The organism is uncultured Anaerococcus sp., from assembly GCF_963510575.1.
Taxonomy (GTDB): domain Bacteria; phylum Bacillota; class Clostridia; order Tissierellales; family Peptoniphilaceae; genus Anaerococcus.
Genome location: NZ_CAUPFR010000122.1, coordinates 1 through 4,574, shown reverse-complemented (window position 1 = coordinate 4,574; position 4,574 = coordinate 1). Strand labels below are relative to the sequence as shown.

The 4,574-nt window shown below is 31.2% G+C and carries 5 protein-coding genes; all 5 read left to right on the top strand.

The features are described 5' to 3' along the window. Positions 1-472: DUF6648 family protein (locus RQ907_RS07795; protein ID WP_311492809.1), on the top strand; the 472-nt coding region annotated here is incomplete at its 5' end. Between the two features lies 1 nt (position 473). Then, complete coding sequence (locus tag RQ907_RS07790) at positions 474-1,430, top strand: RluA family pseudouridine synthase (RefSeq protein ID WP_311492808.1); 957 nt, start codon at positions 474-476, stop codon at positions 1,428-1,430. Between the two features lie 7 nt (positions 1,431-1,437). Further along, positions 1,438-2,337: an ROK family protein gene (locus RQ907_RS07785; protein WP_311492807.1), complete on the top strand. Its 900-nt coding sequence runs from the start codon at positions 1,438-1,440 to the stop codon at positions 2,335-2,337. Further along, entirely contained in the window at positions 2,330-3,025 is a 696-nt protein-coding gene (locus tag RQ907_RS07780; protein ID WP_311492806.1) for a response regulator transcription factor, read from the top strand. The genes RQ907_RS07785 and RQ907_RS07780 overlap by 8 nt, the downstream gene beginning before the upstream one ends. Further along, a complete protein-coding gene (locus RQ907_RS07775; RefSeq protein WP_311492805.1) occupies positions 3,016-4,482 on the top strand; it encodes a HAMP domain-containing sensor histidine kinase in 1,467 nt (488 codons plus the stop codon). Before RQ907_RS07780 ends, RQ907_RS07775 begins: the two co-directional genes overlap by 10 nt. The last annotated feature ends 92 nt before the right edge of the window (positions 4,483-4,574 follow it).

The window sequence follows — 4,574 nt, the reverse complement described above, 5'->3', positions numbered from 1 at the left end:
CAAAATAGATAAGGATGAGTTTTTAGCTAGAAATTATGATTTTTTGGTAAATTTGGACCTCAAACCTTTCTCGAATATAAGACAGCTTGAAGAAGCTATTTATAATTATCAATATTATAATATAATGGCAAAATATGCTAATGCTCAGGCTTTTAAACTTCAAAATAGTAGTAAAAAGAAAAAGATATATACAAAACTAATTAACGACAGGGAAAATTATTATTATCTAAAAGATTTGGCAACTGAATCTTTGATTGATCTTGTTGGTTTTGAAAATATTGAATCTTATTTTATTAATTTAAAGTCTAAACGTTTGACAGGTCAAATTTTTGAAATATATGTTACATCTTTCGATAAGTTGATACTCCATTCAAAAAATAAAAAAATACTTTGTAAATTAAGGCAAGGAAACTCCTTTTGTGAAGAAATTAGAGAATCTCTTATTGATTCCTACGTAAATAGGAGTTATTAATATGATAGAAATAGTAATAAGTAAAAATCAGGGTAATCAAAGATTTGATAGGTTTTTAAGAAAGTATTTTGAAAATGCACCATTATCTGTGATATCAAAAAATATCAGGAAAAAGAATTTTAAGATTAATGATAAAAGAGCTAAGAATAATGATTTCATAAATGAGGGAGATGTTGTAAAAATGTACATCTCTGACGAAAACTATAAAAAATGGCTCACTAAGACAGATTTTAAGCCTAGAGATTTTAACCTAGACATAGTGTATGAGGATGATAATATCATAATCATGGATAAGGCTTATGGAGTATTAACACACGCAGCTTGTAAAGATGATTATGGAAATAACCTTGTAGATAATATGCTATCTTATCTCTACAGGACAAAATCTTTTGATATGTCAGATAAGACTTTTAAACCAGCTGTTGTTAATAGACTTGATAGAAACACAGCAGGATTAGTAATTGGGGCTAAAAACAGTGAAGCCCTTAGGATTTTAAATGAATCCATACGAGAAAATAAAATAGATAAGTATTATCTAACTATAGTTTATGGTGAGGTTAAAAAAGATTTCAAAATAGATAGTTCTATAAGTAAAAATGAAAATAGGAATAAGGTCAATAAAGATGATGATGGTAAAAATATTTTAACTTACTTTAGAGTCTTAGAGACTGACGGTAGGTATTCTTTTCTGGAATGCAAGCTAATTACAGGAAGGACCCATCAAATAAGATTTTCTTTGAAGGAAAATGGTACTCCAATTTTAGGAGATAGGAAATATGGCAATAAGTCTATTAATGAAAAAATAAATAATGATTTTGGTATTAATAATCAAATACTTTTATCCTACAAGCTTGTTTTTCCAAAAATTGCAGGATTAGAGTATTTATATGGAAAAGAATTTATATCTAAAAAGTATGAAGATATGTTAAAACTAAAAGAAAAAATATTAAAAAACTGAGGTAATAATGACAAAAGTAATTGGAATCGATATTGGTGGAACAAAGATCAATGCCTGTCTAGTTGATGATAATGGCAACATTATTGAAAGACATATGATGGATACTGAGGCGAGCAAGGGTAGAGATGTAGTTCTTGAAAATATAAAAAAATCAATTCTCACCCTTTCCTACAAGGAAGCTAGTGCTATAGGTATAGGTACTCCTGGTTTCATAGATTCAGAGAGGGGAGTCATAACCTTTGCTGGTAATATTAATGGTTGGACTGGTCTTAATATTAAAGAAGCAATCGAAGAATATATGGATATACCTGTTTTTGTTGAGAATGATGCTAATATTGCCCTTGTTGCAGAAAAGTGGATTGGTGCTTGCAAGGATTGCGAAAATGTAGTTATGATTACATTGGGCACTGGTTTAGGTGGAGCAGTTATAACTAAGGATGGCGGTCTCTTATCTGGAGCACATTTTCAAGGAGCAGAACTTGGTCATATAATGCTTCATCCGGGTGGAAACTATTGTACTTGTGGACAATATGGTTGTGCAGAGGCATATTGTGCAGGACCAGCTATAAGTGAAGATTATTTTAGACTCACAGGTAAAAGATTAACTGGCAAGGAGATATTTTCTTTAGTCGAAGAAGATGATAAAGCTAAACAAGTGCTTGAAAATTACCAGTCAAATCTTGCATATTTTCTAACATCCCTAAGAAACATATTTGACCCAGAAGCCATAGTTATAGGTGGCGGTATCATTAATTCTAAAGATGTATGGTGGGATGGAACAATAGAAAAATTTAAAAAATATTGCAACAAACCTTATAATATAGATATACGACCAGCAGAATTTTTAAATGATGCAGGGGTGATTGGAGCTGCGAAAATTGCCTTAGAGAGGTTGGGGAATGAATAATAAAATCTTAATTTTAGATGACGAAGATCCAATTAGACAATTTATGAAAATAAACCTTGATTATCAAGGTTATCAAACTGTTGAGGCTGCTAGTGGTGAAGAGGCTCTTAGAATTTTTGATGAAGAGCAACCCGCTGTTGCTATTTTAGATATAATGCTTCCTGGAATTAGTGGTTATGAAGTTTGCGAAAAGATAAGGGATAAGTCACCTATGACTGGAATCATCATGGTTTCAGCTAAAAGTCAGGATATTGACAAAATACTTGGCCTTGAAAAAGGTGCTGATGATTATATAATAAAACCCTTTAATCCTCAAGAATTAATTTTAAGAGTTAAATCACTCATGAGGAGAGTAAACCTAAATCCTGGGAATGAAACCGGTGAAGAGGTTAAAAGCCTCATAGATGGTCCTTTTACCCTTGATATATATTCAAAAACTTTTTACAAGAATGATGTTGAGATTGATGTGACACCTACCGAGTTTACTATTCTTGAATATTTTATAAAAAATAAAGGCAAGGCTATGACTAGGGATGAAATCATGAAAGAAACTTGGGGAGATAACTATAGCAATGATACAAAAATTGTAGATGTTAATATCAGGAGAATAAGGGCAAAAATTGAAGAAAATCCTGCAAAACCAGAATATATAGAAACAGTTTGGGGAACTGGATATAGATGGAAATAGGTAAAAATTTACTCAAAACAAAAGCTACAACGAAAAAAATAATTGAGTCAAAAAGCATCCAATATACTGTAATCAAAATAATAATGCTTTTTGTACTCACTATAGTAATTGGATTTGAAGTTTTTGCCTATAATTCTATAAAAAATTATTATGAGTCTTCTCTTATTTCCTCAATGAAAAATCAAGCAAGGATAAGTCAGCTCCAGTATTCTTCCTATATGTCAAGATATGATCTTCAGGAGGTAATACTTGGTGATAAGAATTTGTTTTATAGGCAAAATGATAGCCAAGTACAAATTTTAGATAATTCTGGTATTGTTTTATTTGACTCTATTGCATCATCACAAATCGGGACTAGTTTAGATAGCAAAGATGTCCTCCAAGCTAAAGATGGGTCCACAGGGATGTGTAAAGATACAAATGTAGACTCAAAGGAGCAAATTTTATCGATTTCTTATCCTTTAAAGGCGTCTGATCAGCAAGTAGGCATACTTAGACTTACTAGTTCAATGGATAGGGTTAATAAGCAAATAAATAAGGATGTATTGATATATTTTTTGTTTGGAATCATAATAAGTGTTCTTGCCCTATTAGTTTCTTTTATTGCTGCAAAAAGTTTTATAAAACCACTTAAAAAGCTAATAGGTGTCTCAGAAGTATTGGCACAAGGAGATTATTCTATTAAGGCAGACGATTCAGGTGGAGATGAGATTTCTGAACTTGCATCAACAATAAATCTATTAAGTGAAAATATTGTAAAAAGAGAGGATATGAAAAATGAATTCATATCATCTGTTTCTCATGAACTCAGGACTCCACTTACATCCATAAAAGGTTGGGCTATTACCCTACAATCTGAGACAATTCAAAAAGATCCTGACATGGTAAGCCAAGGTCTTAAAATTATTGAATCTGAAGGAGATAGGTTGTCTATGATGGTTGAAGATTTGCTCGATTTTTCAAGGCTATCTTCAAGCACTTTTAAATACAATAAAGAAAAAATTGATATTGTAGATTTAGTAAAACAAGTTCATACACAACTTTACCCAAGGTGCCAGTCTGATGGTATTAAATTTACTTTCACAACCTATTACAAAAGTTTATTTATAAATGCTGACATAAATAGAATGAAGGAAGTATTTATAAATATAATCGATAATGCTATTAAATTCACTGATTTAGGTGGACACATAGACATAGTTATAGATTTGAATAATAATGAAATTGAAATTAGTGTTAAAGACGATGGTGAAGGTATAAAAGAGGACGAGATCGCTTTTGTAGCAAGTAAGTTCTACAAGGGTTCTTCATCTAAGTCACAGACAGGGCTAGGCCTTTCCATATGTGAAGAAATTGTAAAAGCTCACGATGGTAAGCTTATAATAAAATCAAAATATGGAATGGGCACAGTTGTAAGCGTAGTATTTCCGAGGTTAGAAGATGAAGAAAATATTTAAATTATTTATAATTACTACTTTTATCCTTATATTATCCTCTTGTGTTAATGCCTATAAAGATGACTTGAGTGAGTTGATACAAACACCTAAGC

What these genes read in the sequence shown, in the direction of transcription:
- RQ907_RS07780 (WP_311492806.1), top strand. Translation starts at nt 2,330, where the DNA reads ATGAATAATAAAATCTTAATTTTAGATGACGAAGATCCAATTAGACAA.
- RQ907_RS07775 (WP_311492805.1), top strand. Translation starts at nt 3,016, where the DNA reads ATGGAAATAGGTAAAAATTTACTCAAAACAAAAGCTACAACGAAAAAA.
- RQ907_RS07785 (WP_311492807.1), top strand. Translation starts at nt 1,438, where the DNA reads ATGACAAAAGTAATTGGAATCGATATTGGTGGAACAAAGATCAATGCC.
- RQ907_RS07790 (WP_311492808.1), top strand. Translation starts at nt 474, where the DNA reads ATGATAGAAATAGTAATAAGTAAAAATCAGGGTAATCAAAGATTTGAT.